Annotated in this window: 22 protein-coding genes and 1 pseudogene; 12 read left to right on the plus strand and 11 right to left on the minus strand. The window is 71.7% G+C overall.

Annotated features, from left to right (window positions below):
• Positions 1 to 50: 50 nt before the first annotated feature.
• Positions 51 to 827, minus strand: a complete 777-nt coding sequence (locus A3CQ_RS0144105) for an electron transfer flavoprotein subunit beta/FixA family protein (RefSeq protein WP_020517374.1) — start codon at positions 825 to 827, stop codon at positions 51 to 53.
• Between the two features lie 341 nt (positions 828 to 1,168).
• Here A3CQ_RS0144105 and A3CQ_RS0144110 point away from each other — a divergent pair, with 341 nt between their 5' ends.
• Genes A3CQ_RS0144110 through A3CQ_RS0144120 form a run of 3 tightly spaced genes read left to right on the plus strand, consistent with a single transcriptional unit; the run spans position 1,169 to position 2,252 of the window.
• On the plus strand, positions 1,169 to 1,555 hold the full coding sequence (locus A3CQ_RS0144110; protein ID WP_020517375.1) for a YidH family protein: 387 nt from the start codon (positions 1,169 to 1,171) through the stop codon (positions 1,553 to 1,555).
• Positions 1,552 to 1,869 (plus strand): DUF202 domain-containing protein, encoded by a 318-nt coding sequence (locus A3CQ_RS0144115; protein ID WP_020517376.1) that lies wholly within the window; start codon positions 1,552 to 1,554, stop codon positions 1,867 to 1,869. Before A3CQ_RS0144110 ends, A3CQ_RS0144115 begins: the two co-directional genes overlap by 4 nt.
• Before the next feature lie 38 nt (positions 1,870 to 1,907).
• On the plus strand, positions 1,908 to 2,252 hold the full coding sequence (locus tag A3CQ_RS0144120; protein ID WP_020517377.1) for a PLDc N-terminal domain-containing protein: 345 nt from the start codon (positions 1,908 to 1,910) through the stop codon (positions 2,250 to 2,252).
• A 4-nt stretch (positions 2,253 to 2,256) separates the two neighbouring features.
• Here A3CQ_RS0144120 and A3CQ_RS0144125 read toward each other — a convergent pair whose 3' ends face one another.
• The 4 genes from A3CQ_RS0144125 to A3CQ_RS0144140 form a co-directional block, all read right to left on the minus strand.
• Positions 2,257 to 3,879 (minus strand): acetolactate synthase, encoded by a 1,623-nt coding sequence (locus A3CQ_RS0144125; protein WP_020517378.1) that lies wholly within the window; start codon positions 3,877 to 3,879, stop codon positions 2,257 to 2,259.
• Positions 3,880 to 3,945: 66 nt separating this feature from the next.
• Positions 3,946 to 5,604, minus strand: a complete 1,659-nt coding sequence (locus A3CQ_RS63855) for an Hsp70 family protein (protein WP_020517379.1) — start codon at positions 5,602 to 5,604, stop codon at positions 3,946 to 3,948.
• Between the two features lie 27 nt (positions 5,605 to 5,631).
• Positions 5,632 to 6,201, minus strand: a complete 570-nt coding sequence (locus A3CQ_RS0144135; RefSeq protein ID WP_157297094.1) for a hypothetical protein — start codon at positions 6,199 to 6,201, stop codon at positions 5,632 to 5,634.
• Positions 6,202 to 6,241: 40 nt separating this feature from the next.
• The gene (locus tag A3CQ_RS0144140; RefSeq protein WP_020517380.1) at positions 6,242 to 7,015 is read right to left on the minus strand and encodes an enoyl-CoA hydratase/isomerase family protein; all 774 of its coding nucleotides are present in this window, start codon (positions 7,013 to 7,015) and stop codon (positions 6,242 to 6,244) included.
• A gap of 59 nt (positions 7,016 to 7,074) precedes the next feature.
• Here A3CQ_RS0144140 and A3CQ_RS0144145 point away from each other — a divergent pair, with 59 nt between their 5' ends.
• The 4 genes from A3CQ_RS0144145 to A3CQ_RS0144160 are packed head-to-tail and all read left to right on the plus strand — an operon-like array spanning position 7,075 to position 9,356.
• The gene (locus A3CQ_RS0144145; RefSeq protein WP_020517381.1) at positions 7,075 to 7,539 is read left to right on the plus strand and encodes a DUF6232 family protein; all 465 of its coding nucleotides are present in this window, start codon (positions 7,075 to 7,077) and stop codon (positions 7,537 to 7,539) included.
• A 14-nt stretch (positions 7,540 to 7,553) separates the two neighbouring features.
• The gene (locus A3CQ_RS0144150; RefSeq protein WP_026206877.1) at positions 7,554 to 7,907 is read left to right on the plus strand and encodes a DoxX family protein; all 354 of its coding nucleotides are present in this window, start codon (positions 7,554 to 7,556) and stop codon (positions 7,905 to 7,907) included.
• Between the two features lie 53 nt (positions 7,908 to 7,960).
• Positions 7,961 to 8,488 (plus strand): PAS domain-containing protein, encoded by a 528-nt coding sequence (locus A3CQ_RS0144155; protein ID WP_020517383.1) that lies wholly within the window; start codon positions 7,961 to 7,963, stop codon positions 8,486 to 8,488.
• Positions 8,481 to 9,356 (plus strand): methyl-accepting chemotaxis protein, encoded by an 876-nt coding sequence (locus A3CQ_RS0144160; RefSeq protein WP_020517384.1) that lies wholly within the window; start codon positions 8,481 to 8,483, stop codon positions 9,354 to 9,356. Before A3CQ_RS0144155 ends, A3CQ_RS0144160 begins: the two co-directional genes overlap by 8 nt.
• Here the strand turns inward: A3CQ_RS0144160 and A3CQ_RS0144165 are convergent.
• Genes A3CQ_RS0144165 through A3CQ_RS0144175 form a run of 3 tightly spaced genes read right to left on the minus strand, consistent with a single transcriptional unit; the run spans position 9,353 to position 12,281 of the window.
• On the minus strand, positions 9,353 to 10,243 hold the full coding sequence (locus A3CQ_RS0144165; RefSeq protein WP_020517385.1) for a ribokinase: 891 nt from the start codon (positions 10,241 to 10,243) through the stop codon (positions 9,353 to 9,355). The genes A3CQ_RS0144160 and A3CQ_RS0144165 overlap by 4 nt on opposite strands.
• Before the next feature lie 4 nt (positions 10,244 to 10,247).
• A complete protein-coding gene (locus A3CQ_RS0144170; protein WP_245577642.1) occupies positions 10,248 to 11,063 on the minus strand; it encodes an ABC transporter ATP-binding protein in 816 nt (271 codons plus the stop codon).
• Positions 11,064 to 11,090: 27 nt separating this feature from the next.
• Complete coding sequence (locus A3CQ_RS0144175; RefSeq protein WP_020517387.1) at positions 11,091 to 12,281, minus strand: ROK family transcriptional regulator; 1,191 nt, start codon at positions 12,279 to 12,281, stop codon at positions 11,091 to 11,093.
• A 173-nt stretch (positions 12,282 to 12,454) separates the two neighbouring features.
• Here A3CQ_RS0144175 and A3CQ_RS0144180 point away from each other — a divergent pair, with 173 nt between their 5' ends.
• The 4 genes from A3CQ_RS0144180 to A3CQ_RS0144195 all read left to right on the plus strand — a co-directional run bounded on the left by A3CQ_RS0144180 (position 12,455) and on the right by A3CQ_RS0144195 (position 15,567).
• A complete protein-coding gene (locus tag A3CQ_RS0144180) occupies positions 12,455 to 13,900 on the plus strand; it encodes a glycoside hydrolase family 3 protein (protein ID WP_020517388.1) in 1,446 nt (481 codons plus the stop codon).
• A 68-nt stretch (positions 13,901 to 13,968) separates the two neighbouring features.
• The gene (locus tag A3CQ_RS0144185) at positions 13,969 to 14,424 is read left to right on the plus strand and encodes a hypothetical protein (protein WP_020517389.1); all 456 of its coding nucleotides are present in this window, start codon (positions 13,969 to 13,971) and stop codon (positions 14,422 to 14,424) included.
• Positions 14,421 to 14,873: a thiol-disulfide oxidoreductase DCC family protein gene (locus tag A3CQ_RS56195; RefSeq protein WP_020517390.1), complete on the plus strand. Its 453-nt coding sequence runs from the start codon at positions 14,421 to 14,423 to the stop codon at positions 14,871 to 14,873. Before A3CQ_RS0144185 ends, A3CQ_RS56195 begins: the two co-directional genes overlap by 4 nt.
• The gene (locus tag A3CQ_RS0144195; RefSeq protein WP_020517391.1) at positions 14,854 to 15,567 is read left to right on the plus strand and encodes a TetR/AcrR family transcriptional regulator; all 714 of its coding nucleotides are present in this window, start codon (positions 14,854 to 14,856) and stop codon (positions 15,565 to 15,567) included. Before A3CQ_RS56195 ends, A3CQ_RS0144195 begins: the two co-directional genes overlap by 20 nt.
• A 297-nt stretch (positions 15,568 to 15,864) precedes the next feature.
• On the opposite strand, the gene A3CQ_RS0144200 is transcribed toward A3CQ_RS0144195, so the two are convergent.
• Both A3CQ_RS0144200 and A3CQ_RS0144205 read right to left on the minus strand, forming a co-directional pair.
• Positions 15,865 to 18,087: a heavy metal translocating P-type ATPase gene (locus A3CQ_RS0144200; RefSeq protein ID WP_020517392.1), complete on the minus strand. Its 2,223-nt coding sequence runs from the start codon at positions 18,085 to 18,087 to the stop codon at positions 15,865 to 15,867.
• A 62-nt stretch (positions 18,088 to 18,149) separates the two neighbouring features.
• Complete coding sequence (locus tag A3CQ_RS0144205) at positions 18,150 to 23,129, minus strand: NAD-glutamate dehydrogenase (protein WP_020517393.1); 4,980 nt, start codon at positions 23,127 to 23,129, stop codon at positions 18,150 to 18,152.
• Between the two features lie 213 nt (positions 23,130 to 23,342).
• Here A3CQ_RS0144205 and A3CQ_RS0144210 point away from each other — a divergent pair, with 213 nt between their 5' ends.
• The gene (locus tag A3CQ_RS0144210; protein WP_020517394.1) at positions 23,343 to 25,271 is read left to right on the plus strand and encodes a penicillin-binding transpeptidase domain-containing protein; all 1,929 of its coding nucleotides are present in this window, start codon (positions 23,343 to 23,345) and stop codon (positions 25,269 to 25,271) included.
• 22 nt (positions 25,272 to 25,293) lie between these two features.
• Here the strand turns inward: A3CQ_RS0144210 and A3CQ_RS61485 are convergent.
• Positions 25,294 to 25,895 (minus strand): annotated as a pseudogene (locus A3CQ_RS61485) (hypothetical protein); the annotation flags it as partial.

Below are 25,895 nucleotides of genomic sequence, written 5' to 3' on the forward strand. Positions count from 1 at the left end.
CGCAGAGGCCTCGACGACGACCACAACCTCAGCCATGACGAAAACCCCTCTCAGACAAACTTCTCGGCGGCCAGATACGACACCAGCAGAGCGCCGCCATCACCCTCATCCGTGACCTTCTGCCCCGCGGANCGNGCCGGGCGGGCAGCGAACTCCAGCACCNGNCTGGTCGCNCCGGCNGNNCCNACCTCACNCGCGTCCACACCCAGATCGGCCAGCGACAGGGTCTGCACCGGCTTCTTCTTCGCCGCCATGATCCCCTTGAACGACGGATACCGCGGCTCGTTGATCGTGTCCCACACACTCACCACCGCCGGCGTAACCGCCGTGACCACCTCATAGCCCTCATCGGTCTGCCGCTCCGCCGTCAACTGCGACCCATCAACCGTCAACTTGCGGGCACCGGTCAACGCCGCGATCCCCAACCGCTCGGCCAGCATGTGCGGCATCACCTGCACCCGGCCATCCGTCGACTCCGCACCACAAATGATCAAATCCGCGTTCAACGTCCCCAGCGCCGCAGCCAGCACCCTCGACGTACCCACCGCACACGAGCCGTGCAGGGCATCATCCTGCACGTGAACCGCCTTGTCCGGCCCCATCGACAGAGCCTTACGGATCGCCTCCGCCGCCGTGGCCGGACCCATGGTCAGAATCGTCACCTCACCACCACCGGCCTCCTTGATCTTCAAGGCCTCCTCAATGGCGTACTCATCCATCTCATTGATGACGTTGTTCGCCGACACCCGCTCCACCGCAAAATCCGCACCCAGCGTGCGCTCAGCACCGGAGTCGGGCACCTGCTTCACCAAAACGACGATATTCATCGCGCTCCTACGACCTCCTGTAATGAACACAGCTGTGCACCCCGAAGGTTACCCGCCAGTAGATTTGCCGTGAGCGCCACCCAAAGTGACACGCCTCACCATGATGGGCCTAGGAGGTGTCGCGATATGTCCGGCCAAATCGCTCCGCTGTTCGACGGGCGCACCACGCCCGCCACTCATACTCCACCACGGCCGATGACCATCGCGGCCAACTCCCACGGGCAGATCAGTCCCGATTGGCCGTGGTGCCGCTGCGGCAATCTGCGGGAGCACTGTGTCAGTGACGAAGTCCGCATGATCTGGGGCGAGCCTTCTTGACCTCTGCGGTCGATAATCAACCGGTGTTCGGAGCGCTGCGGCAGTGGTTCGACCCCGAGAAGCAACCGACCGTCGGCCGCACCCCCGACTACCGGTTCTCCCTGGCCAACGAGCGCACCTTCCTGGCCTGGATCCGCACCGGGCTGGCACTGATCGCCGGCGGGCTGGCCTGCGCGCAGTTCCTTCCCCCGCTGTCGGTCGCCCACCTGCGGGAGATCATCGCGATCGCGCTGCTGCTGCTCGGCGCCGTGGTCGCGCTGCGAGCGGTCGACCACTGGGCGCGCACCGAGCGGGCCATGCGGCTCGGGCAGGAGCTGCCGGGGTCGAAGTTCCCGGCGATCCTCGCCCTGATCGTGGCGGCCGGCGCGCTGCTCCTCGCGGTGGCCGTACTCATCAAGGCCGCCGAATGAGAGGAGGCCCGGAGACCGGTGATCACGGCGCCTCCGCGGAGCGCACCCGCCTGGCCTGGCGCCGCACCGGCCTCTCGGCGACCGCCGTCGGCCTGCTCGCCGCCCGCCCCGCCTTCCGCCCCGACGCCGGCCTGCTCGCCTGGCTGGTCGCCGCGGCCGCGATGGCCGCCTGGGTGGCCCTGATCGCCATCGCCTACCGCCGCTCGTACGGCCTGCGTTCCCTCCCGCCGCAGCCCGGTCGCCGGGCGATTCCCGCCTACGCGATGCTCGCGGCGGCGCTCGCGGTCCTCGGCGGGCTGGTTGTCATGCTCTGATCGTCGCCGGATGAGCGACGCCGAGTCATCATTGCCGTATGGTCCGGTTGTTCATCTTCCTGGCTGCCGTGCAGCTGGTCCTCTTTGTGCTGGCGCTGATCAGCGTGTTGTCGGCCGAGCGGGTCCGTAACGCGCCCCGTGCGGTGTGGGTGCTGCTCGTCCTGCTGATCCCGCTGCTGGGGCCGATCTCGTACTTTCTGTGGGGCAGACCGCAGGCCGCGCCGCGGGAGGGCGCGCCGATCCGCCGGACCAAGTCGCGCCCGTCCTCACCGGACGACGATCCCGAGTTCCTCCGCTCGATGGACACCGAGCAGTCCCGCCGTGACCGCGAGACGCTCGCCCAGTGGGAGAAGGACTTCAACAACAACCACGACGACGACTGACTGATCAGGCCAGGTTGGAGCTGCGAGGGTAGGCGTCGGCCGGGTCGGTCAGCACGTTGACCAGGTACGGCACGCCCGCGTCGAACGCGCGGGCCAGCGCCGGGCCGATCTCCGACGCCTTCTCGACGGTCTCGCCGGCCCCGCCGAGCGCGCGCACCACGTCGTCGTAGCGCAGGCCGGGCTGCAGGTCGGCGGCCACGTCGTAGCCGTACATGGCGTTCATCGGGTGCTTCTCGAGCCCCCAGATGCCGTTGTTGCCGACCACCATGACGACCGGGAGGTTCTGCCGGACCAGCGACTCGGCGTCCATCAGGGAGAAGCCGGCCGCGCCGTCGCCGAGCAGCACGCAGATCTGCCGGTCGGGGTAGGTGACCCGGGCCCCCATCGCGTAGCCCATGCCGGTGCCGAGACAGCCGTACGGCCCGGGGTCGAGCCAGGTGCCGGGCTGGGCGGGCTCGAGGTACCGCCCCGCGTAGGAGACGAAGTCGCCGCCGTCGCCGATCGTCACCGCGTCCGCCGCCAGGACCTTGCGCAGCTCGCCGTAGATGCGGGCCGGCTTGATCGGGTCGGTGTCGGCGGCCATCGCCTCGGCGTCGCGGGCCTTGCCGGCGTCCTCGGCCGAGCGCAGACCCGCGATCCACTCAGCGTGATCAACAACCTCGCCACCATATCCCGAAATTTCGGTTAAAATCCGGCGGAGGTCACCGGCCGGCGACACGGTGGGCGTCACATGCGAGGCCCGCTGCGACGGCGCGTCCACAATGTGCACGACCTGCGCCTCGCCGAACTCGCCGAAGCCGAGCCGGAAGTCGAGCGGCGTCCCGATCACGCAGACCACGTCGGCCTCGTTGAGGGCCGGCCGGCGCGCCTTGGCGAAGGCGAGCGGGTGCGAGGGCGGCAGCGCTCCCCGGCCCATCCCGTTGGTGAACACCGGAACCTGCAGCGCCTCGGCCGCCTCCCGCAGGGCGGAGATCGCGTCGCCGGCCCAAACGTCCGACCCCGCGATGATCACCGGACGGGCGGCGCCGGCCAGGAGCGCGGCGGCTTGCGCGACATCCGTCGGGTCGGCCTCGAGAAGAGGAACGGCAGGATCTCCCGGGGCGGCCGCTTCGCCGCTGGAGAAGAACACCTCGAGCGGCAGGTCGAGGAAGGCCGGCCCGCGATGCGGGGTCAGCGCCGAGGTGAGCGCCGCGCGGATCTCGCCGGCGATCGCATTGGTGTCGGTGACCGTGCCCGCGTACTTGGTGATCGGGGCGACCAGCGGCACGTGGTCGAACTCCTGCAGGCTGCCCGAGCCCCAGCGGAACTGCGGCGCCCGGCCCCCGAGCACGAGCACCGGCGAGGCGTTGAAGAACGCGCTGGTCAGGCCGGATATGCCGTTGGTGACGCCGGGGCCGGCGGTGAGGACGGCCAGGCCCGGGCGCCGCTGCAGCTTGGCGACGGCCTCGGCCGCGAACACGGCGCTCTGCTCGTGGCGTACGTCGAAGATCGGGAAGTTTTCCTTGTGAGCGGCGTCGTAGAGCGGGAAGACGTGCCCACCGGAGAGCGTGAACATCTCCCGCACGCCGAATGCCCGCAGCGCGGCCAGCGCCAGGTCGCCGCCGTGTCCCTCGATCACTTCCGCCATGCCCGCCTCCGTCGCCGTGGCTGTCGCCAGCACGTTACCGGTCAGTACCGAAAAGGTGAATCTCTCTCAGATACCGAGCAGGCTCCGGATGTCCCGCACCAGGTTCTCGGCGTCGACGGTCAACGAATCGCCGTTGCCGTAACCGTAGGCCACCAGCAGCGCGGCGAGCGGCACCGCAATCATCACGACGATGCTCAGCATGATCTGCAGCGCGCGCACGAATCGGCCGCGCCGGCGACGCGGCCTGCGCTTGGCTACTTTCGCCGGAGGCGCGACCCGGGTGCGTGGTGGCGGCGTCGGCGGCGAGATCACGCGCGGTGCCGCCTGTGGCGGCGGAGAAACGGGCCGGCTGGTTGCCTTCACCGGCGACATCGGCCGGGTGTCTCTCGTCGGTGGTGCTGCTTGCTTTGCCCGTACGGGGGGAGCACCGTCGAACCGAGGCTTCGCGGTGGCGACCGTCGCGTGGGGATCGGGCACCCAGTGTCCCGGATCGGCGTCGGGCCACGGATCGACGGCCGGCTGCAACCCGGTCGTGCCGGGGATGTGCGGCGGCGGCCCGACCGAAGCGACCCGTACCGTCTCCGACTCGGCCCGCCCCTGGGACACCAGCCGCAGCTCGGCGGTGGGCCCGGGCGCCGCCGGAGCGGTCGTCAGCAACGCCGCGTCGGCCAGGATGCTGCCCTCGGCCACCACCAGCTCGGGCTGCTCGATCACCACGGGCGCCTCGCCCAGCTCGCGGTGCAGCAGGGTGGCGACCAGCGGGATCCGGCTCGCACCGCCGACCAGGAACACCCCGGCCAGCCGTCCCTCCGGCAGGTCGGCCCAGCGGAGCAGGCCCTTGGTGACCCGCACCGTCTGATCGAGCACCGGGCGGGCCAGTTTCTCGAGCTCGTCGCGGGTCAGGTGGGCCTCGGTGTCGAGCAGCGGCACCACGAAGTCGGCGGTCTGGGCGCGGGACAGCCGCTCCTTGGCGATCCGCACGTCGTCCCAGAGCTGGCGGCGGGCACGGCGCTCCTCGAGCGTCGTCGGCTCGAGCAGGCGCTGCCACTCGTCGGTGCGCAGGTGCTCGACGATCGCGGCATCCACGTCGAGGCCGCCGATGTCGTCGCGGCCGTCGACGGCCATGACCTCGAAGCCGGAGGCGGTGCGGGCGACCACGCTGGCGTCGAAGGTGCCGGCGCCGAAGTCGTGCACGACCACGACCGAGCCGATCGGCACGTCCCGGCCGAGCACCTCGGCGAAGTAGGTGGCGGCCGCGACCGGCTCGGCGACCAGGCGGGCGCCCTCGAGCCCGGCCCGGGCGGCGGCCTCGGCGAGCAGGCCGCGGCGGGCGGCTCCCCAGGTGGCCGGGCAGGTCAGGGTGGTCTCGGGGCGCACCGGGCCGACCGCGCGGTGCCACTCCTCGGCGACCCGGGCCAGCACCCCGGCGATCAGGTCGACGACCTCGTACTCCTGCTCGCCGAGCAGGACCGTGCCGTCGTCGATCCGCCGCTTGGGGTTGGGCTCGAATCGGGCCGGGTCGATGCGGGCGCTGTGCACGGCGTCGCGGCCCACGGCCAGGGCGCCGCCGGGCTCGGCATAGACGGCCGAGGGCAGCAGGGGCGAGCCGTCGACCAGGATCGGGCGGGCGCGGCCGTCGGGCCAGCGCGCCACCGCGACGGTGTTGGACGTCCCGAAGTCGACGCCGAGGGCGTGCCGCTTCAGGCCCCCAGGGTCAGTGGCCATGACGGAGAGTCTAGGGGGTCCCGTCCCCTAGACGATCTTCCAGCGCGCTCGGTGATGCCACGCGCGCGTACAGCGAACGAGCGTGTGGTCGGCGGTGAACGCGTACGCGCCCACGGGCGTGCAGAGATCGCCCACGGTAACTGGGCCGGCCACCACCGCAGGCGTCTCGGGCGGCTTCGGCAGCGGCGGGACCAGGGCCGATCCCGGAGTCGTGGTGGTCACCACGATCGTCGGGACCGGCAGCGGCGGCACGACCGCGGGAGCCGGGGCCGGCGGGTGGGCGGACGGCGTGGGCGCACGTGTCGCGGCCGGAGCCTCGGGCTTACGGTCGGTGGTGCGCTTCCTCTTCGTGGGCGCCGCGGGCGGGACCGTCGTCGCGGGCGGCGGGACGTAACGGCTGGTGACGGCCGGCGAGGGCACGGACGTCGAGGGCAGGGCCGGCGGCGCGGCCATCGCGTCCACCGGCGGGCCGGAGTCGTTCGCGTGGCCCAGCGTCAGCCAGCCGATCAGCGCGCAGAGCAGCGCCTGGCCCACGACCAGGGCGACCGCCACGCGCACGATGCGGCGCACCGGGCGCGTGGCGGATAACGATTCCACATCGACGGACTTTATGGCACGTGATCGATGGAAGCGAGCATCAGCGCCCCGTAAATGTGGGCTTACGCTTCGCCACGAACGCGGTCGTGCCCTCGACCCGGTCCTCGGTCGCGAACAGAGCGGCGAAAAGCTGCGATTCCAGGGCCAGTCCCGAGGCGAGATCCAGGCTCAGTCCGCCGTCGATCGCCTGCTTCGCGGCGCGCAGGGCCATCGACGGTCCGGTCACGTACGGGCGGACCATCGCCTCGGCGGTCGCGTAGACCTCGGCGGCCGGCGCGACCCGGTCGGCCAGGCCGATGCGCAGCGCCTCCTCGGCGTCGACCATGCGGCCCGAGAAGACCAGATCCTTGGCGCGGGCCGGGCCGACCAGCCGGGCCAGCCGCTGGGTGCCGCCGGCGCCCGGGATCAGGCCCAGGCGGATCTCGGGCTGGCCGAGCTTGGCGTCGTCGGCCACCACCCGCCAGTCGCAGGCGAGGGCCAGCTCGCAGCCGCCGCCGAGCGCGTACCCCGTGATTGCCGCCACTACCGGCTTGGGGATCTGGGCCACGGAGTCGAACGCGCCGGAGAGCGCACCGGACCGAAGTGCCATGTCACGGTAGGAGAGCTCGGTGAACTCGGTGATGTCGGCGCCGGCCGCGAAGACTTTCTCGCCGCCGTACACGATGACCGCCTTGACCTCCTCGGAGCCGGCGGCGGAATGCGCGGCCTCTCTAAGCTCTTCCTGTACCTGGGTGTTGAGAGGGTTCATCGGGGGCCGGTCGAGCCGGATGGTGCCGATGCCGTCGGTGATCTCCAGCGTCACGAACTCGCCCACGAAACACGCCTCCTCGAGTGTTGGGTTATGCGAGAGCCTACGACGGGTACGGAGAGTAAATGACCACCTACTACCGGGACGGCGAGGTCTGGATCACGTCGACCGGAGTCCGGATGAACGGCCGTGACTACGCGCTGGCGGAGCTCCGCCAGGTGTGGCACAGCTCGAGCCGCCGGTCATGGACGACGATCGCCGGACGTGGCGCTCTCGGCGTGGCGATGCTGCTGCCGATCCTGATCGGCGCGCTCGGTGTGGCGGTCGCCCTGGTGGCGCACGCTCCGGTCGCGGTGACGGCCGGGCTGATCGGCGGTGGCGTGCTGGTCGGACTGGCCGCGGCACCCCTGGCCGACGTGCTGCTCGAGCGGGTGGACCGCTCGTACGACCGGGGCAGCCGGCAGCGGGAGATCTGGGGACGCACCCGGCAGGGCGACGTCCTGCTGCTGCGCACGGCGGACGCGGCGCGGTTCGGCCGGATCTACCGCGCCCTGCAGCGCGCGTTGGAGCCGACGAGGGTTACTCGCTAGTAGTATCCGGGCTCATGAACAGGGAAGCCGCGGGTCTCGCCGGGTTGCTGGCCACCTCCGGGGTGCTGCACTTTCTCACGCCCAAGCCGTACGACTCGATCGTGCCGCGGTCGCTGCCCGGCTCGCCGCGCACCTGGACGTATCTCAGCGGTGCGGCCGAGCTCGCGGTGGCCGCGGCGGTCGCCTGCCCGCGCACCCGGCGGCTCGGTGGCCGGGCCGCGGCGGCGCTGTTCGTCGGCGTCTTCCCGGCCAACGTCAAGATGGCCGTCGACTGGCGGCACGCGTCGCCGGCCAAGCGGGCCATCGCCTACGGGCGGCTGCCGCTGCAGGTGCCGCTGGTGCTCTGGGCGCGCCGCGTCGCCCGCTGATTCCGGCGTTCGGCCCGCGCGGGACCCGGCGGTTCGCGACGATCGACACCATCATGCGAGCCACGCACATCCGCCCGACCGGGATCGAGCGCACGTTCGGGACCGACGAGATCATCGTCACCAAGACCGACCCGCGCGGGATCATCACGTACGCCAACGAGGTCTTCCTGCGCATCTCGGCGCTCACCGAGGCCGAGGCCGTCGGGCAGCCGCACAACGTCATCCGGCACCCGGACATGCCCCGGGCCGTGTTCAAGCTGCTCTGGGACACCATCGGCCAGGGGCAGGAGATGTTCGCATACGTGCTGAACCTCGCCACCGACGGTGCGCACTACTGGGTGTTCGCGCACGTCACGCCCTCGCGCGACGCCCACGGCCGGCACGTCGGCTACCACTCGAACCGGCGGCGGCCCGAGACGTCCGCCGTCGCCGCGGTCCGGCGGGTCTACGACCGGGTGCGGACGGCGGAGAGCCGGGCCGGCTCGACCCCGGCGGCGGTCGAGGCCGGATGGCAGGCGCTGGAGGACGAGCTGGGCGACCGGACGTACGACGAGTTCGTCTGGGCGGTCACCAGTGGATGAGGTGCTGCGGGTCATCGCCGCGGTGTGCGACCGGGCGGCGGCCGGCGACCTGGAGGCTCGTATCCCGCCGCTGGGCGAGTCGGCCGTCGCGGCCGAGTGCCGGAAGGCGATCAACACGATGCTCGACATGAGCGACGCGTTCGTCCGCGAGGCCGGCGCCGCCTCGGCCGCCGCCGCCGAGGGCCGGTTCCACCGGCGGATCCTCACCCGGGGCCTGCGCGGCGCGTACCGGGACGCGGCCGAGCAGATCTCCGCCTCGATCGAGGAGATGAGCCGCGGTGCCGACCGCCTTGCCGCGGCGGACGCGGCTCGGATAGCGCTCGCGGACGAGCTCGAACACGCGGTGCTGCGGGTCTCCGAGCAGGTGGCCACCGCCGCCACCGAGATGGGCGCCTCGGCGAACGGACTGGCCGACTTCGCCCGGGCCGCGGTGGCCGAGGCCGAGCACGGGCTCGAGACGGTGACCTCGCTGCGCACGGCGGCCGACCAGATCCTCAGCGCGGTCGACCTGATCAATCAGGTGGCCAAGCAGACCCGGCTGCTCGCGCTGAACGCCACCATCGAGGCGGCCCGGGCCGGCAAGGCCGGGCTCGGCTTCAGCGTGGTGGCGGGCGAGGTCAAGTCGCTGGCCGACAAGACCAGCGGCTCGAGCGGCGAGATCATGGGGCACGTCAACAAGGTGCAGGAGGTGGCAGCCGACGCCATCGCCGTGCTGGAGAAGGTCACCGACAGCATCCGGGAGATGAGCGGGCTGACCAGCGGCATCGCGGTCGCGGTGGACGGCGGGCACGGAACCGACGGCCTGTCCCAGCTGGCCGAGGTGCTGCGGGCCGAGGTGAGCCGCTTCGTCAACCAGGCCCGGAACTAGCCGTTGTACAGCTCGTCGATCTCGGCGCGGGTGGGGACGGAGCTCGAGGCGCCGAGCTTGCGGACGCAGGCGGCGCCGGCCGCGTTGGCCCAGCGGACCGCCTCCATCAGGTCGCGGCCCTCGCCCCAGGCGACGGCGAGCGCGGCGGTGAAAGCGTCGCCGGCCGCGGTGGTGTCGGTGGCCTCGACCGGGAACGCCGGGACCTGCTCGTCGCGGCCGTCGCGCTCGGCGTAGCGGGAGCCGGCGCCGCCCAGGGTCATCACCACCCGGGGAACCAGGGCCAGCAGCGCGGCCATGTCGGGCGCCGCGGAACCGGTGATGGTCTGCGCTTCGACCTCGTTCACCACCAGCAGGTCGACGTTCGCCAGCAGGTCGGCCGGCAGCTCGCGGGCCGGGGCGGCGTTGAGGATCGTGCGGGTGCCGGCGGCGCGGGCGGCGCGGCAGGCGGCGGTGACCGTCTCGATCGGGATCTCCAGCTGGCAGAGCAGCACGTCGCCGCTCGCGATGACCCCTTCCTCGGCCTCGGTGAGGTCGCGGAACGTGCTGTTGGCGCCGGGGGCGACCAGGATGGAGTTCTCCGCGGCCCGGTCCACCATGATCACGGCGACCCCGGAGGCGCCGTAGGTGGTGCGGACATGGGCGGTGTCGACGCCGGCCGCGGCGAGGCGGGCGTTGAGGGTCACGCCGAACGAGTCGGAGCCGATCGCGCCGAGGAACACCGCGTCGCCGCCGGCCCGGGCCGCGGCGATCGCCTGGTTGGCGCCCTTGCCGCCAGCCATCATCAGGAAGTCGTCGCCGAGCACGGTCTCGCCGGGCAGCGGCAGGCGCTCGGCCACGCCGACCAGGTCCATGTTGGCGCTGCCCGCCACCACGATCCGCGGAGCCATGGGCCTACGCCGCCCGCGCCGTGAAGCGGTCGCCGAAGCGGTCGACCTGCAGGGCGACGCCGAAGGTCTTGGTGAGGTTGTCGGCGGTCATCACCTCGCCGAGCGGACCGGCCGCCACGATCGTGCCCTCGCGCAGCAGCATGCCGTGCGTGAAGCCGGGCGGGATCTCCTCGACGTGGTGGGTGACCAGCACCATGGCCGGCGAGTCGGGGTCGAGGGCCAGCTCGGTGAGGCGGCCGATCAGGTCCTCCCGGCCGCCCAGGTCGAGGCCGGCCGACGGCTCGTCGAGCAGCATCAGCTCGGGGTCGGTCATCAGCGCACGGGCGATCAGCGTGCGCTTGCGCTCGCCCTCGGAGAGCGTGCCGAACTCGCGCTCGACCAGCGCGCCCATGCCGAGTTGCTCGAGCAGCTGCCGGCCCCGCACGAGATCCATCGGGTCGTACTCCTCGCGCCAGCGGCCCACCACCGACCAGGCCGCGGTGACCACCACGTCGAGCACCCGCTCGGTGGGCGGCACCCGCTCGCCGAACTGGCCGGTGGACAGTCCGATGCGGGTGCGCAGCTCGTTGACGTCGGTGCGGCCGAGGCGCTCGCCCAGCACGTACGCCGTGCCGCGGGACGGGTGCAGCCGGGCCGAGGCGAGGTTGAGCAGCGTCGTCTTGCCGGCGCCGTTCGGCCCGAGAATCACCCACCGCTCGTCGAGCTCCACCTGCCAGGAGAGGCCGCGGACCAGAAAGTTGCCACTCCGGATCACGCTGACGCGGTCGAAGGCGATGACGGTGTCGTCGTGAGGCGGGATACGCACTGCTGGTTCGAGCACGGCACTATCCAATCACGCGCACTCCGGTCACCCGGTGGTCGACCCAAAGACCTCATCCCGTACGGCGTCGAGGGCCGTATGCAGGGCGCCGTGCAGCACGGGCTCCGACTCGACACCCGTGATGACCACCTTCGGGGAGACGAGAGTGATGGCCGCCACCTCCCGCTCGACGCGCTCGGCGAGGCCGGGACCGCCGGCCTGGCTGACCTCGCCGGCCAGCACCACGAGCGGCGGGTCGAGGACCACGCAGGTGGCCGCGACGCCGAGGGCCAGCCGCTCGGCCAGCTCGTCGAGCACCTGGTCGCCGGCCTCGCCCGCGGCGACCGCCGAGCGGATCACGTCGGAGGCCTCGCTGCCGCGGAAGCCGTACTTCTTGCCGATCGCCTTGACCGCGTCGGCGCCGGCGACGGTCTGGAAGCCGCCGCGCACGCCGCCCTTCTGCGACCGCTTCCCCTGGTGGCGGGGCACCTCGGCGCCGGACACCGCCAGGTAGCCGATCTCGCCGGCCGCGCCGGTCGCGCCCTGGTGCAGCTTGCCGCCGATGACGCTGGCCAGGCCGACGCCGCGGCCGATCCAGATCAGCACGAAGTCGGTGGCGCCCTTGGCCGCGCCGGTGCTCTGCTCGGCGATCGCGGCCAGGTTCACGTCGTTGCCGAAGACGACCGGGGTGCTCAGGTCGCGGCGCAGATCGTCGAGCAGGCCGCGGTGCCAGCGGGGCAGGTCCCAGGCGAAGGAGATCTCACCGGTCTCCGGGTCGACCAGGCCCGGGGTGCCGAGCACGACCCGGCGCACCGAGCTCATGTCGGTGCCGGCCTCGGTGGCGGCCTGGACCACCGCGTTGTGCACCACGCCGACCGGGTCGTCGGTGTCCCTGGTGGACTGCTCGACCCGGCTCACGATCGCGCCGGTGATGTCGGCGCAGGCGGCCACGACCCGCTCGGGGCCGACGTCGACGCCGATCACGTGGGCGCTACCGGGAGTCACCGCGTACAGCTGCGCGTTCGGACCGCGGCCGCCGGCCTGCTCGCCGACGCGGCGCACGAGACCGCGCTGCTCGAGGCGCTCCACGAGCTGGGAGGCGGTGACCTTGCTGAGACCGGTCATCTCGCCGAGCTGGGCGCGGGTCAGCGGGCCTCGGGCGAGCAGCAACTCCAGCGCCGCGCGATCGTTGAGTGCGCGCAGCAGCCGGGGTGTGCCCGGAAGGCGGGTCGCGGCCATGTTGACGTCCCCTAGTATTTAGGATTGTTTCCTATTAGCTTACGAGCCCCCGAAGTCGTAGCCGCAGCGTAACCGTCGGCAGCGTTGCCGAGCGCGGCACACGCCATCGACTCGGAGCGATCATGGCAGCTCGCGGGCCTCAAGAGCCAGAGTTGCGTCACCGGAAGGACATCATGGCGAACGACCACGGGCTGCGCCGCCTCGCCCTCGGCACCCTGCTCGCCGCTTTTCCCGGCGAGCGAGCCCCGGGCTGGGCACTCGACCTGCTCGGCGAGGGGCTGGCCGGCCACACCCTGTTCGGGTACAACATCGTGTCGCCGGCGCAGGTCGCCGCGCTGACCGCGGAGCTGCGGACGGCCCGGCCCGACGTGCTGATCGCGATCGACGAGGAGGGCGGCGACGTCACCCGGCTGGGGCATCGGACCGGCAGCCCCTATCCCGGGAACGCGGCGCTCGGCGTGGTCGACGATCCCGAGCTCACCGCGCGGGTGTACGCGGCGATCGGGTCGGACCTCGCCGACAGCGGTATCAACCTGGACCTGGCGCCGACCGTCGACGTGAACACGGCCGACGACAACCCGATCATCGGGACCCGGTCGTTCGGGGCGTCGCCGCGGCTGGTGGCGCGGCACGCGGCCGCCGCGGTGACCGGGCTGCAGTCGGCCGGGGTGGCGGCGTGCGCCAAGCACTTCCCGGGGCACGGGGCGACGCTCGCCGACTCCCACCTCGAGCTGCCCACCGTGGACGCGCCCCTGGAGCTGCTGCGGGAGCGGGACCTGCCGCCGTTCGCCGCGGTGGTGGGCGCGGGCGTGCAGTCGATCATGTCGGCGCACATCCGGGTGCCGTCGCTGACCGGGGACGATCCGGCCACGTTCAGCCCGGCCGCGCTGACGGGGTTGCTGCGCGGGGAGTACGGCTTCGAGGGCGTGGTGGTGACCGACGCGCTCGAGATGAAGGGCGCGGCACTGGCGGCCGGTGGCATCGCGCCGGCCGCGGTCCGGGCGCTGGCGGCGGGGGCTGACCTGCTGTGCATCGGGGCGCAGGTGGACCTCGACCTCGTCACGGCCGTCGCTGACGAGATCACCGATGCCGTACGGGAGGGGCATCTGTCACTGGGACGCCTCGAGGACGCAGTGTCCCGTACGGCAAAAATGGCGACGTGGAGCGCGACTCCCCGCGCCGAGGGCGACCACGACGCGAGCCTGGGGGTTGATGCCGCGAGGCGGGCCGTGCGGGTCGAGGGATCACTCGTGGATCTCGACCGGCCGCTGGTGGTGCAGATCGTGGCCGGGCACTCGATCGCCGAGGGGCGGGTGCCGTGGGGGCTGGGACCGCACCTGAACGGGACCGAGCAGGTGGAGGTGGTCGCGGCGGCGGCCTCGGCATCGTCGCTGGTGGCGAAGGCGGATGGGCGGCCGATCCTCGTGGTCGGGCGGCACCTGCACCGCTCCCCCGCGAGTCGCTCGCTGATCGAGGCGCTGGCCGCGGCGCATCCGGTCGGGGTGGTGGAGATGGGCTGGCCGTCGTCGTGGCGTCCGGCGGGTTCGCGGGCGTTCGTCACGACGCACGGGGCCAGCCTCGCGAACGGTCGTGCCGCCACCGAGGCGCTCGGGCTGTAGCGGTTCTCGTCACATAGCTTGAACGCGTTCAAGTTGATGTCCTACGCTGGCCGGGACGGAAGTTGAACATGTTCGAGAAGGGCGGCCCGATGGACCCCAAGGTCTGGATGTACCTGCTCTACCTCGCGGTCAGCATCGGGCTGACCGTGTGGGTGGCGACCACGCTGTCCCGCAACGGGCTGGTGTTCCTGGCCGACGTCTTCGACGACGAGCGGCTCGCCCGGGCGGTCAACCAGCTGCTCGTGATGGGCTTCTACCTGCTCAACCTCGGCTACGTGGCGTTCGCGATGCGGTCGGGCGCGCAGGTGGACAACGCCAGCGAAGCGCTCGAGACGCTCTCCATGAAGATCGGGCTCGTGCTGCTGGTCCTCGGCGTCCTGCACTTCTGCAACGTCTACTTCCTCGGCCGGTACCGGCGCGGTCGTCTGCGCCAGCAGCACGGACAGCCGCCGCTGCCGCCCGCCGGCCGGCTTCCGATGCATCCGCCGATGCCGCCGCAGATGCCCCCGCCGGCTCGGGCGTGAGCGACGGCCTCCTCGACCCGGCCGGACACGGGGCCGGCCGGGTCGGGGCCTTCACGGTCCTCTTCGACGAGGGGTGCCCGCTGTGCCGGACGGCGCGGCGGTGGCTGGCCGGCCGGGCGCAGCTCGTGCCGCTGACGTTCGTGGCGGCGGGGTCGGCCGAGGCGCGGCGGCGGTTCCCGGGGCTCGATCACGCGGCGACGCTGCGGGATCTCACGGTGATCGCGGACGACGGCGCCTACTACGTCGGGGACGGGGCCTGGCTCGCCTGCCTGTGGGCGCTGGCGGACTATCGGGCGACGGCGGAGCGGCTCTCGTCGCCGCGGCTGCTGCCGGCCGCCCGGCGGTTCATCGCGGCGGCCTCGGCGGTGCGGGAGTCGACCCGCTCGCCCGGGCCCTCGGGGCCGGTGGTGGCGGACTACGGTGACCAATGTGACGACCGCTGCCACTGACCCGGGCGAGCCGCCGGCCCCCGGGCCCGCGCGCCGGGCTCGCGGGGAGCAGACGCGGCAGCTGATCCTCGAGACGGCGCTGCGGCTGTTCCGGGAGCGGGGGTACGCGGAAACGACCATGCGGGCGATCGCCAAGGAGGCGGGGGTCGCGGTCGGCAACGCGTACTACTACTTCGACTCCAAGGAACACCTGATCCAGGGGTTCTACGACCGGAACCAGGCGGCGCACCGCGCGTCGGCCGAGCAGGTGCTGGCCGACGAGAAGGACTTCGCGGCGCGGCTGCGCGGGGTGCTGCACGCGGGGATCGACGTGAACGCGCCGTACCACTCGTTCGCGGCGACGTTCTTCAAGACCGCGGCCGAGCCGTCGTCGCCGCTGAGCCCGTTCTCCCGCGAGTCGTCGCCGGCCCGGGACGCGTCCATCGCGATCTTCCGGGACGTGATCGAGGGGTCGTCCGCCAAGCTCGATCCCGAGCTGCGCAAGGAACTGCCCGAGCTGCTCTGGCTCGGCTGGATGGGCGTGATCCTCTTCTGGGTGTACGACAAGTCGCCCGAGCAGCGGCGGACGCGGCGGCTGATCGACGGCGCCGTGCCGCTGATCGACCGGCTGGTGTCGCTCTCGCGGCTGCGGGTGCTACGGCCGGCCCTGCGGCAGATCCTCGCCCTGATCGAGACCGTCCGCCGGGACGATTGATCACCGACGGTAAGAAATCGACTACCTCACCCTGCGTAACTCCGTGGCGGGCTAAAGGGGTCTCTGCCCAGATATTTCCGGATCTGTCGCCTAAATTGGGCTAGCCGAACGGCCAATTTGCCCACGGAGAGCTTCCGGGCCTGCTCAGCCGGCACGTAGCGTTATGTCCGCAGGTGGGTCTGGGGATGTTGCGGGGACTCGGACTTCGGGACCGGTCCGAGCCCTCGCGACGAAGACGGTGAGCCGGGCAGCGCGGGACTACGGGAGCAGTCTCGCGCGGCCCGGCTCACGCCTTTCTCAACTCGTCATGGCCGCCCGCCGGAAGTTCCGCAGGCGCAGGCTGTTGAGGACCACGAAGATCGAGCTCAGGGCCATCGCGCCGCCGGCGATCATCGGGTTCAGCAGGCCCGCCGCCGCGAGGGGGATCGCCGCCACGTTGTAGGCGAAGGCCCAGAACAGGTTGCCGCGGATGACGGCCAGCGTGCGGCGGGAGAGACGCACCGCGTCGACGGCCGCGGTCAGGTCGTCGCGGACCAGGGTCAGGTCGGACGCCTGGATGGCCACGTCCGTGCCGGCGCCCATCGCCAGGCCCAGATCGGCCTGGGCCAGGGCCGCCGCGTCGTTGACGCCGTCGCCGACCATCGCCACGGCCCGGCCCTCCGACTGGAGCTGCTTCACCACGTCGACCTTGCCGGCGGGCAGGACGCCGGCGAAGACCTCGGTGATGCCCACCTCGGCCGCCACAGCCTCGGCGACGCCGGGCGCGTCGCCGGTGACCAGCATCGGCTCGAGACCGAGGCGGCGCAGGGCGGCGATCGCGGGGGCGCTGCTGGGGCGTACGGCATCGGCGAGAGCGAGCCACCCCCGGGCCGAGCCGTCGACGCGGACCTCGACCCAGGTCGCCGCCGACAGCACCGGCGAAGCCGGGGTCTCGGACCCGATCGGGACCACCTCGAACATCGGCACGGTCGGCGGCTCGCCCGGGGACAGGAGATCCGCGGGCCGGCCGGCTGTGATCTCGACGAGGCGGCCCTCGACCCGGCCGCGCACGCCCACGCCGGCGGTGGCGTGGAAGTCGGTGACCGGGGGCAGCGCGCCGTTCTCGCGGGCCGCGGCGGTGATCGCGCGGCCCAGGGGGTGCTCCGAGGCCGCCTCGACCGCGCCGGCCAGGCGTAGGAGGTCGTCGGGGTCGTGGGCCACGGCGGCGATCACCGACATGCGGCCGGTGGTCACCGTGCCGGTCTTGTCGAGGACGATCGTGTTCGCGCGGCGGGTCGACTCGAGGGCCTCGACGCCCCGGATCAGGATGCCGAGTTGGGCGCCGCGACCGGTGCCGACCAGCAGCGCGGTCGGGGTGGCCAGGCCGAGCGCGCAGGGGCAGGCGATGATCAGCACGGCCACGGCCGCGGTGAAGGCGGCCGTGGCGCCGCCGCCGGTGCCCAGCCAGAAGCCGAGCGTGGCGATGGCCAGGGCGATCACGACGGGGACGAAGACCGCGGCGACGCGGTCGGCCAGGCGCTGGACGGCGGCCTTGCCGGTCTGGGCCTCCTCGACCAGTTTGGCCATCTGGGCCAGCTGGGTGTCGGCGCCGACCCGGGTCGCGCGGACCGTGAGCCGACCGCCGGCGTTGACGGTCGCGCCGGTCACCGGGTCGCCCGGGCCCACCTCGACCGGTACCGACTCGCCGGTCAGCAGGCTCTGGTCGAGCGCCGAGGAGCCGTCGGCCACCACCCCGTCGGTGGCCACCTTCTCGCCGGGGCGTACCAGAAAAAGGTCACCGACCCGGAGGTCGGACGCGGAGATCTCGCGCTCGATGCCGTCCCGCAGCACCGTGACCGACTTGGCGCCCAGCTCGAGCAGCGAGCGCAGGGCGTCGCCGGCGCGACGCTTCGCGCGGGCCTCCAGATAGCGCCCGGCCAGCAGGAACGTGGTGACGCCGGCGGCCGCCTCGAGGTAGATGGCGTCGCCGTCGCGGGCGGTCAGCGAGAACGGGTGGGTCATCCCGGGCGGGCCGGCGTCGCCGAGGAACAGCGCCCACAGCGACCAGCCGAACGCGGCGAGCGTGCCCACCGAGACGAGCGTGTCCATGGTGGCCGCGCCGTGCCGCAGGTTGACGAACGCGGCCCGGTGGAACGGCCAGCCGCCGTAGACGACGACCGGGGCCGCGAGCACCAGCGACAGCCACTGCCAGTAGTCGAACTGCCAGGCCGGCACCATCGCGAGCACGATGACCGGAACACTGAGCGCGATGGAGATCAGGAGGCGGTCACGGAGCGGATCGCGCTTTTCAGCACTCTCCGCGCGCTTGAGGGCCGGCTCCGCCGCGGTGTAACCGGTCTTCTCCACCACGGCGATCAGGTCGCGGGCGGTGAGCGAGCCGGGCACGGTGGCGTGTGCCTTCTCCGTGGCGTAGTTGACCGTGGCGGTGACGCCGTCGAGCCGGTTCAGCTTCTTCTCGATGCGGCCGGCGCACGACGCGCACGTCATGCCGCCGATCTCCAGCTCGATGACCCGCTCCATGCCACTACCCTATACCCCTTGGGGGTACGTGGCCCCGGGCCGGTGACCCGGGGCCACGTGATTCAGCTCGCGCCTGACGTCTTCACCAGGGTGCGGATCTGGCGGAGCAGGACCGAGAGGGCGGCCAGTTCCGCGGGCGTGTCGTCGACGTTGCCGATCGCGTTCGAGCAGCGGGCGATCGAGGCCGCGTTCATGTGCTCCCACTGGGAGACACGTTCGTCGGCGGTCGCGGTCGTCTCGGTCGACTCCAGCACCTCGACCGTGAGGGCGGCCAGTGCCGCGTACAGGTCGTAGCGCAGCGCCATCCGGGCCAGCGTCTGCCACCGGTCGCCGCGCGGCAGCTTGGAGATGTGCGACAGCAGCTGGTCGATCTGGAAGCGCTCGGAGAGCACGAAGTAGACCCGGGCCACCTCGAGCCAGTCCCGGCTCGTGGCCGCCGCGGCGGTCAGGACGTCGAGCAAGCCGAAACCGTAGTTCGCCCAGGTGACCCGCTCGGCGAGGTCCATCGGGACGCCCTTGTCGACGAGCGTGGCGACGTGCTCGTCCATCGACCGGCGCTCGATGCCGACCAGGACCGACGGCAGCTGCGGCAGCAGCTCGCGCACGCCGGGCTGCAGTTTCGCGACCTCGCCGGCCACGTCGATCGGCGACCGGCGGGTGCTGACCAGCCAGCGGACGGCCCGGTCGAGCAGCCGCCGCGACTCGAGGAACACCAGCGTCTGCGCCGAGGTCGGCACCTGGTTGTCGAGCGCCTCGGCCGCCGCCCAGATCTCGGACAGCCCGTACGCCTCGCGCACCACGACGTACGCCCGCATGACGTCGGCCGCGGACGCGCCGCTCTCCTCCATCGCGCGGTAGACGAACGACGTACCGCCGCGGTTGACCACCTCGTTGACCAGCGCCGTCGAGATGATCTCGCGACGGAGGCGGTGCTTGGCCATCCGGCCGGAGAAGCGCTCGCGCAGCGGGGTCGGGAAGTAGCGGGCCAGCACGTCGTGCGTCCAGGCCTCGTCGACCAGCTCGTCGGCGAGCACCTCGGTTTCCAAAGAGATCTTCACGTACGCCAGGAGCACCGCGAACTCGGGCGCCGTGAGCCCTTCGCCGGCCTCGTAGCGGGCCGCCAGCTCGGCGTCGGTGGGCAGCGCCTCGAGCTCCCGGCTGAGCTGCCCGCTCTCCTCCAGCGAGGTGAGCATCCGCCGGTGCACGGGCAGCAGCGAGTGGGCCTGAGCCCGGGCCGACCCGAGCGCCGACGCCTGCTCGTAGTTGTCCCGCAGCACCAGCTCGGCGACCTCGTCGGTCATGGCCGCGAGCAGCGAGTCCCGGTCGGCCAGGCTGAGCTCGCCCTCGGTGACCGCGCCGCCCAGCAGGATCTTGATGTTGACCTCGTGGTCGGAGCAGTCGACGCCGGCCGTGTTGTCGATGAAATCAGTGAAAATTCGACCGCCGACTCTGTTTCCATCAAGGCCGGGAACCCCACCGGCACGTGCGAACTCGATGCGCCCGCGCTGGGTGAGCCCGAGGTTGCCGCCCTCGCCGACGACCTTGACCCGCAGCTGCGACCCGTTGATCCGGATCGGGTCGTTGGTCTTGTCGCCGACGTCGGCGTGCGTCTCGGAGACCGCCTTCACGTAGGTGCCGATGCCGCCGTTGAACAGCAGGTCGACCGGCGCCTTGAGGATCGCCTTCATCAGCTCGGCCGGGCTGATCGCGGTCGCGTCGCCGAGGTCGAGCGCGGCCCGCACCTCCGGCGTCACCGGGATCGACTTGGCCGTGCGCGGGTAGACGCCGCCGCCCTGGCTGATCAGCTCGCGGGAGTAGTCGGCCCACGACGAGCGGGGCAGGTCGAACAGCCGCCGCCGCTCGGCGTACGAGATGGCGGGGTCGGGGTTGGGATCGAGGAAGATGTGCCGGTGGTCGAACGCGGCCACCAGCCGGATGTGCTCGGAGAGCAGCATGCCGTTGCCGAAGACGTCGCCCGACATGTCGCCGACGCCGACCACGGAGAAGTCTTCGCTCTGCGTGTCGATGCCCAGGTCGCGGAAGTGCTTCTTGACCGATTCCCAGGCGCCGCGCGCGGTGATGCCCATCTTCTTGTGGTCGTACCCGGCCGAGCCGCCGCTGGCGAACGCGTCGCCGAGCCAGAACTCCTTGGCGACCGAGATCTCGTTGGCGATGTCGGAGAACGTGGCGGTGCCCTTGTCCGCCGCGACCACCAGGTACGGGTCGTCGCCGTCGTGCCGGATCACGTCCCGCGGCGGGATGATCTTGCCGGCGTGGATGTTGTCGGTGACGTCGAGCATCGCGGTGATGAACCGCTTGTAGCACTCGACGGCCTCGTCGCGGTCGCCCGGTTTCTGCTTGAGCACGAACCCGCCCTTGGCGCCCACCGGCACGATCACGGCGTTCTTCACCATCTGCGCCTTGACCAGGCCGAGGATCTCGGTGCGGAAGTCCTCACGCCGGTCCGACCAGCGCAGGCCGCCGCGGGCGACCGCGCCGAAACGCAGGTGCACGCCCTCGAACCGCGGCGAGTACACGAAGATCTCGTATTTCGGGCGAGGCTCGGGCAGGTCGGGGATCGCCTTGGGGTCGAGCTTGAACGCCACGTAGTTCTTCGGCCGGCCGTCGGTGCCGCGCTGGAAGAAGCTGGTGCGCAGGGTGGCGCGCACCAGGGTGAGGTACGAACGCAGGATCCGGTCCTGGTCGAGGCTCTCCACCTCGTCGAGCAGCTCGGTCACCCGCTCGACGATCTCGTCGGCCATCCGGGAACGCTCGTCGCCGCCGGCCTGCAGCCCCGGCGAGAACCGGGTCTCGAAGAGCGTCACCAGCAGGCGGGCGATCGCCGGGTAGGCGATGAAGGTCGATTCGATGTACCGCTGGGAGAAGACGCTTCCGGCCTGGCGCTGATATTTCGCGTACGCCCGGAGCACGACCACCTGGCGCCAGGTCAGCCCGGCCCGCAGCACCAGCTCGTTGAACCCGTCCACCTCGGCCTCGCCCCGCCAGGCCGCCGCGAAGGCGTTCTCGACCTGGGGACGGACCTCGGCCAGCTCGCGGTGCTCCGTCGGCGGGCGCAGGCCGAAGTCGTACAGGTAGATCGTGCCGTCGTCGCGGCGGATCTCGTACGGCCGCTCGTCGACGACCTGGACGCCGAGCGAGTGCAGCACGGGCAGCACCGCGGAGAGCATCATCGGCTCGCCGTAGCGGTAGACCTTGAACCGCACGTCGTGGTCGTCGGGCTCGGGCTCGCCGCCCTTGCCCGGGTGACGCTTGCGGTACAGGTGCATCTCGAGCTGGCCCTCCTCCTCCAGCAGCTCGAGCTTGGCCAGGTCCTGCATGCCCTCGTACGGCGTGTGGCCGTCCTTGTAGCTGTCGGGGTACGCGTTCGCGTACCGGTTGAACAGCTCGCGGGCCGGCTCCTCACCGAGCTTGCGCTCGAGCACCAGGGAGAAGTCGTCGTCCCACATCCGGGTCGCGTCGGCGAGCAGCTCGGCCAGCGCGTTCGGGTCGACCACTCCCGGCGGGTCGGTCGGGTCGGTGCGCACGATGAAGTGGATCCGGGCCAGCATCCGCTCGGTGACCCGGGTCGTGTAGTCGACGCCGATGCCGTTCAGCTCGCGGAGCAGGATCTCCTGCATGCGCAGCCGGTTGCCGGTGGTGAACCGGTCGCGCGGCATGTAGATGAGGCACGAGATGAAGCGGCCGTAACCGTCGCGGCGCAGGAAGAGCCGCAGCTGCCGGCGCCCCGCCATCCGGAGGACACCGATCACCGCCTCGTACAGGTCATCGGTCTTGATCTGGAAGAGCTCGTCGCGCGGATAGGTCTCCAGGATCTGCAGGAGGTCCTTGCCGGAGTGGCCGCGCGGGGACAGGCCCGAGCGGTCGAGCACCTCCATGACCTTGCGCTTGACCACGGGCAGCTCGCGCACGCTGGTGCGGTAGGCCGAGCTGGAGAACAGGCCGAGGAAGCGCCGCTCGCCGATCACCTCGCCGTGGTCGTTGAAGGTCTTGACCCCGATGTAGTCGAGGTACGCCGAGCGGTGCACGGTGGCCCGCGAGTTGGCCTTGGTGATCACCAGCAGGCGCTTCTCGAGGGCGCGCTGGTACGCCTCGGGGGCCATCGAGGAGAGCCGGCGCGGGGTCGAGTCGCCGCGGAGGATGCCCAGGCCGGTGCCGTGGACCGCGGTGAGCACGTCGCCGTCGAGGCGGTACTCGCGGTACCCCAGGAACGTGAAGTGATCGTGGGCCAGCCACTTGAGCAGCTCGATCGAGTCGGTGACGTCCTTGTCGGGCACCGGCAGCTTGGCGTCGGAGCCGCGGGCGGCGGCCAGCTCGTCGGCGATCACCAGGGCGCGCTGCCGCATCCGCGGCCAGTCCTCGACCGCGTCCCGCACGTCGGTCAGCACCCGGCGGACCTCGTTGTGCAGCTGCTCGCGGGCCTCGTCCCGGCGGATCGGGTCGATCTCGATGCGGATCCAGCTCTCCACCAGATCGCCGTCGATCGCGTCGTCGGGCTCGACATCGGCGGCGAGCTCGGCCATCGCGCCCAGCGGCTCGCGGCGCACCACGATCAGCGGGTGGACCAGCAGGTGCACCTGCAGCTGGTGCGCGGTGAGCAGGGCGATCACCGAGTCGACCAGGAACGGCATGTCGTCGGTGACGATCTGCAGGACGGTGTGGCACTCGGCGCCGGTCGGTGGGGTGATGGCCAGTTTCAGCTCGCCGGGCAGCCGGACCGCGGCCAGCTCGCGATGGGCGACGGCCGCGTCGTACATCTCCTGGGCGGTGGATCCGACCAGCTCCTCGTCGGGCGCGAAGCGCCAGAAGCGGCCGACCAGCGACGCCGTCGCATGATCGGTGCCGGCCACCTCGACGGCCTGCGCCACCAGGCGCTCGCCGTTGGGCAGCGGCTCGTCGAGCTCGCCGTCATCCGCGGAGGCGCCCAGGCGGCCCGTGAGGGCTAGCCCGGGGCCCTGGGATAAGTCCAGCTCAGGGTCGGTAGTCGGGTCCGATTCCGACGGTGGCTCGCCGGCGAAAGCCATGGCTCTGGTGCTCCCCTCACCCACGACACTGTGGGTTCGAACGTGTCGCTCACAGCGTAGAACGGCTCGGCTCCACCGGATCACACGCGTCGTGGGATCGGTCCGATCGGCGGCAAATTTGCTCTACGTCACCTAAAGCGGGTCGGCGGGACGAGCGCTTGTTTATTACTCTCCCGTAGCATCGCGTCCGGAATTTCCCGGAGAGGGGACCTCATGCTCGACCGCCGTGACCTGACCCGCCGCCGGGCGATCGCCTTCGGGGCATCGCTGACGCTGGTCGCCACGGGCCTGGCTGCCTGTTCCAAGGACGGTCCCGACGGCACGGTCAAGGACTTCCTGACCGGCTGGCGTAGCGGCAACCTTAGCTCGGTCGGCTTCGTGAGCGCCGACGGCGGCAAGATCAGCGCGAACGAGGTCGTCGACCAGTTGCACGCCCTCTCCGGCGACCTGGCCAAGCAGTCGCTGGTGCTGACCGCGGTCGGCGATCCCAAGACGACCGGCGACATCGCCTCCAGCACGATCAAGCTGGACTGGACGCTGCCGGGCGGCGCCGCCTGGTCGTACAACAGCACGGTGCGCCTGACCAAGCAGAACACCGACGGCTGGCGGATCGTGTGGGAGCCGGCCATCGTGCAGAGCGAGCTGCAGGTCGGCGACAAGCTGGCGGTTCGCCGGGTGTCGTCGAAGCGGGCGGCCATTCAGGACGCGTCGGGCAAGGCCATCGTGACGCCCCGCGAGATCGTCACGATCGGCGTCAGCCCCGAGAAGATCAAAAACTTGGCACAACTGCAGAAGGACCTGGCCGCGGCGTTCAAGAAGGTAAACGTCACCGTCGATATGTCCAACCTTGCCGACCGGGTGAAGAACTCCGATCCGGGCGCCTTCATCGAGCTCGTCACGCTGCGTCGCCCCGACTACAACAAGATCCGCGACACCGTACGGCCGCTGCCCGGGACGGTCTTCCAGGAGGGGACGCGCGACCTGGCCCCGACCCGCGCTTTCGCCCGGGCGCTTCTCGGCACGGCCGACCAGGCGACTCGCGAGGACATCGACGCCAACCCCGAGGCGGTCGCGCAGGGTGACATCGTCGGGCATGGTGGCCTTCAGCAGCGGTACGACTCGACGCTGCGCGGGACGTCGGGCGTGTCGGTCGTGATCGCCCGCGAGGCGGCGGACGGCACGGTCACCAGCACGCAGCTCTTCAGCACGAAGCCGGTCGACGGAAAGCCGATCAAGGTCAGCATCGACCAGGCCACCCAGACCGCGGCCGACGCCGCCCTGGCCACGCAGAAACAGCCCAGCTCGCTGGTCGCCATCCGGATCAGTGACGGGTCGGTGCTCGCGGTCTCCAACGGGCCCGACGGCGGCACGGTCGACACCGCGCTCACCGGGCAGGTTCCGCCCGGATCGACCTTCAAGACCGTTTCCGCGTACGGGTTGCTGCAGAAGAAGGCCGTCACGGCCGGGTCCGTGGTCGAGTGCCCGAAGACGACGACGGTCGACGGCCGTGAGTTCAAGAACTCGGGCGGCGAGGTGCTCGGCAAGGTCCCGTTCCACGTCGACTACGCGAAGTCGTGCAACACGGCGTTCGTCGGGCTCGCCCCGAAACTGGGCGCCGACGGCCTGCAGTCGGCGTCCAGCGCGCTCGGCCTCGGCACCAAGTGGGACCTGGGCATCGACGCGTTCAGCGGCAAGGTCTCGGCGGCCGGCAGCCCGACCGAGCTAGCGGCCGCCACCTTCGGGCAGGGCGCGACGGCGGTCAGCCCGGTCGCGATGGCCGGCGTGGCGGCGGCGGTGGCCCGCGGCCAGTTCAAGCAGCCCAGGCTGGTGCTCGACCCGGCACCGGCCAAGCCGGCGGCCGACGGCGAGCCGCTGGACGCGGGCGCGGTAGCCTCCCTCCGCACGATGATGCGCGAGGTGGTCACCTCGGGCACCGGGACGGCGCTGCGCGACGTGAAGGGCAAGCCGGTCTACGGCAAGACGGGTACCGCGGAGTTCGACGAGAACTCGAAGGACACCCACTCCTGGTTCATCGGCTACCAGGGCGACGTCGCTTTCGCCGTGATGGTCCAGAAGGGCGGCGCGGGCGCCGAGGCGGCCGTCCCGATCGTGGAAAACTTCCTCAACACCCTGAACAGGTAGAGGTACGCCGGGCCGGGCTCTCTCAGGCGATGTCGGCCGGGGAGCCCGGCCCCATGTCGAAGGCCGGTCGCTGAACGGGCAGCGAAAACCCCTCGGCGGCCGGCAGGTCCTCAGCCGGCCGCGGACGAAGCATGCCGGGCCGCGTGGCGGGAAGCGGTTCCGAGTCGAGCAGTGGCGCCTGCCCCAGCGGCCGCTTGGCCAGGCGCACAGGCTCGTCGGCCTCCTCCACCTCGGGGGTCGCCGGCTCAGCCACCAGCTCCGGGCCGGCCACAATCTCGGGGTCGGCCACGAGCTCCGAATCCGGCTCCGGGTCGACATCGACCCCGGCCACGGGCTCCGGCTCGGCGTCGGCCACGGGCTCGGCTGCGGGCTCCGGCTCGGCGTCGGCCACGGGCTCGGCTGCGGGCTCCGGCTCGGCGTCGGCCACGGGCTCGACCTCGGCCACCGGCTCGAACTCGGCTGCGGGCTCCGGCTCCGTGTCGGCTTCCGCGGTCGACTCGCTATCCGGCGCCGAAGCCCCCGGGTCGAGCGGCTCTCGGGCCTCGATCTCGTCCTGGTGCTCGCTCTCACTCAGCCCGCCGCCCACCAGTCCGGACAAGTCCGAAATTTCCCCCGCGGGCGAGT

The organism is Paractinoplanes globisporus DSM 43857 (assembly GCF_000379645.1).
GTDB classification, from domain to species: Bacteria; Actinomycetota; Actinomycetes; order Mycobacteriales; family Micromonosporaceae; genus Actinoplanes; species Actinoplanes globisporus.

Coding starts and splice junctions, on each gene's coding strand:
- A3CQ_RS0144115 (WP_020517376.1), top strand. CDS start 1,552: ATGAGAGGAGGCCCGGAGACCGGTGATCACGGCGCCTCCGCGGAGCGC.
- A3CQ_RS0144120 (WP_020517377.1), top strand. CDS start 1,908: ATGGTCCGGTTGTTCATCTTCCTGGCTGCCGTGCAGCTGGTCCTCTTT.
- A3CQ_RS0144125 (WP_020517378.1), bottom strand. CDS start 3,879: ATGGCGGAAGTGATCGAGGGACACGGCGGCGACCTGGCGCTGGCCGCG.
- A3CQ_RS63855 (WP_020517379.1), bottom strand. CDS start 5,604: ATGGCCACTGACCCTGGGGGCCTGAAGCGGCACGCCCTCGGCGTCGAC.
- A3CQ_RS0144145 (WP_020517381.1), top strand. CDS start 7,075: ATGACCACCTACTACCGGGACGGCGAGGTCTGGATCACGTCGACCGGA.
- A3CQ_RS0144150 (WP_026206877.1), top strand. CDS start 7,554: ATGAACAGGGAAGCCGCGGGTCTCGCCGGGTTGCTGGCCACCTCCGGG.
- A3CQ_RS0144155 (WP_020517383.1), top strand. CDS start 7,961: ATGCGAGCCACGCACATCCGCCCGACCGGGATCGAGCGCACGTTCGGG.
- A3CQ_RS0144165 (WP_020517385.1), bottom strand. CDS start 10,243: ATGGCTCCGCGGATCGTGGTGGCGGGCAGCGCCAACATGGACCTGGTC.
- A3CQ_RS0144175 (WP_020517387.1), bottom strand. CDS start 12,281: ATGGCCGCGACCCGCCTTCCGGGCACACCCCGGCTGCTGCGCGCACTC.
- A3CQ_RS0144180 (WP_020517388.1), top strand. CDS start 12,455: ATGGCGAACGACCACGGGCTGCGCCGCCTCGCCCTCGGCACCCTGCTC.
- A3CQ_RS0144185 (WP_020517389.1), top strand. CDS start 13,969: ATGTTCGAGAAGGGCGGCCCGATGGACCCCAAGGTCTGGATGTACCTG.
- A3CQ_RS0144200 (WP_020517392.1), bottom strand. CDS start 18,087: ATGGAGCGGGTCATCGAGCTGGAGATCGGCGGCATGACGTGCGCGTCG.
- A3CQ_RS0144205 (WP_020517393.1), bottom strand. CDS start 23,129: ATGGCTTTCGCCGGCGAGCCACCGTCGGAATCGGACCCGACTACCGAC.
- A3CQ_RS0144210 (WP_020517394.1), top strand. CDS start 23,343: ATGCTCGACCGCCGTGACCTGACCCGCCGCCGGGCGATCGCCTTCGGG.